Below are 260 nucleotides of genomic sequence, written 5' to 3' on the forward strand. Positions count from 1 at the left end.
GTCGGGAAGGCGTCCTCCAGCCCTTCCAGGCGCGGCTTGTCGACTTCGGAAACCAGTTCGAAGGGCTGGTAGCTTCGCTCCGCGAGCGGACGCACCAGGCGCTCGGCGAGGCCCGCCACCGTCGGGTTGCGCATCAGGTCGGCGAGTTCGAAGCCCAGGCCGCGCCGCTGTGCGGCGGCGCGGATGCGCAGCATCAGGATCGAGTCGCCGCCGAGGGCGTAGAAGTCGTCGTGCACGCCGACCTCCGCCACGCCGAGGAC

General features: G+C 71.2%; 1 protein-coding gene. It reads right to left on the reverse strand.

What is annotated here, in order from left to right:
• The coding region (locus ACLJNW_RS26210) for a phosphopantetheine-binding protein (protein ID WP_410961506.1) at nt 1-260 on the reverse strand (260 nt) is incomplete at both ends.

This window comes from Salmonella sp. SAL4457 (genome assembly GCF_046548235.1).
In the GTDB taxonomy this organism is placed as follows: Bacteria; Pseudomonadota; Gammaproteobacteria; order Enterobacterales; family Enterobacteriaceae; genus Salmonella; species Salmonella enterica.